Source organism: Mycobacterium sp. 1245852.3, assembly GCF_001669335.1.
Taxonomy (GTDB): Bacteria; Actinomycetota; Actinomycetes; order Mycobacteriales; family Mycobacteriaceae; genus Mycobacterium; species Mycobacterium europaeum_A.
In genome coordinates, this window is record NZ_LZLL01000347.1 from 1 (window position 1) to 1089 (window position 1089).

The window sequence follows — 1089 nt, forward strand, 5'->3', positions numbered from 1 at the left end:
ATCGGCGGTCAGGTCCACAGCAGCCACCGCCCGAGCCTAGCGCCCGGCCTCATCCGGCACTTGCGCCGCGGCGGGCCGCCATATTCCGCGAGACTGAATCTACGCACACCCGTCTCGGCGTGTCGCGTACGTAGGTTCAGTGTCGCGGTCTCGCTCGTTGATGCCGAGACGGGCCCCGACCCGGCGACCCGCTCAGCTCTTGGGCCCGCCGCGGAATCGGCTGCCGATCCGGATGCCGGGCAACAGCAGGCTGCGCGGCGCGAACCGGCCGCCGGTGCTGACCACCTTGGGCACCACCCCGGGCACCACCGTGCGACGGCCGGACAGCATGCCGACGATGGCCGCCTCGGCAACGTCGCGCGGCGCGACCTGCGCGATGGGGATGCTGAACCGCTCGGCGTTGGCGATCTCGGCCCACTCGGTCGGCACCGGTCCCGGGCACAGGCAGGTCACCGACACGCCCGTGCCGTGCAACTCCTCGTGCACCGCCTCGGAGAACGTCTGCACGAAGGCCTTGGTGGCCGAGTACACCGCCATGTAGGGAACCGGCTGGAACCCGGCGATCGACGCGATGTTCATCACCGCGCCCGCCCCGCGGGAAACCATGCCCGGCAGCGTCGCGTGGGTGAGCTCCATCAGCGCCAGCGCGTTCAGCGTCACCTCTTCGCTCTCGCGCTCCAGCGGCAACTCGTGAAACACCCCGCTGGTGCCGAAACCGGCGCTGTTGCACAGGCCGGCGATCGGCTCGGTGCGCAGCCGGCCCGCCAGTTTGGCGCGGGCCTTGCTGTCGCTGAGATCCAGCGGCAGCACCTCGACGGCCACGGAGTACTCCTGGCCCACCTCATTGGCCAGTTCGTCGAGGCGCTCGCGCCGGCGCGCGACCAGCAGCAGCGGGAAGCCGCGACGGGCCAACCCGCGGGCCAGTTCGGCGCCGATACCCGACGAGGCGCCGGTGATGACAACGGTGGTCTGCAGGTCAGGTTTTGGAAGGCTCATGGTCTCACCAATGTATCCCGCGGGTCGCCCGCACGAAGTTCTCGCTGCGCTTATCGAATTCCGTTGCGTCGCTCGATGATTCATCTCCCTTGG

Annotated in this window: 2 protein-coding genes; both read right to left on the reverse strand. The window is 69.6% G+C overall.

Annotated elements, in window-relative coordinates; translation table 11 throughout:
* Window positions 1-192: 192 nt before the first annotated feature.
* Window positions 193-996, reverse strand: coding sequence for an SDR family oxidoreductase (locus A9W96_RS15535; protein ID WP_066861004.1), 804 nt, complete (start codon window positions 994-996; stop codon window positions 193-195).
* A gap of 4 nt (window positions 997-1000) precedes the next feature.
* Window positions 1001-1089 (reverse strand): hypothetical protein (locus A9W96_RS32665; RefSeq protein WP_231998306.1); only part of this gene is annotated, 89 nt, incomplete at its 5' end.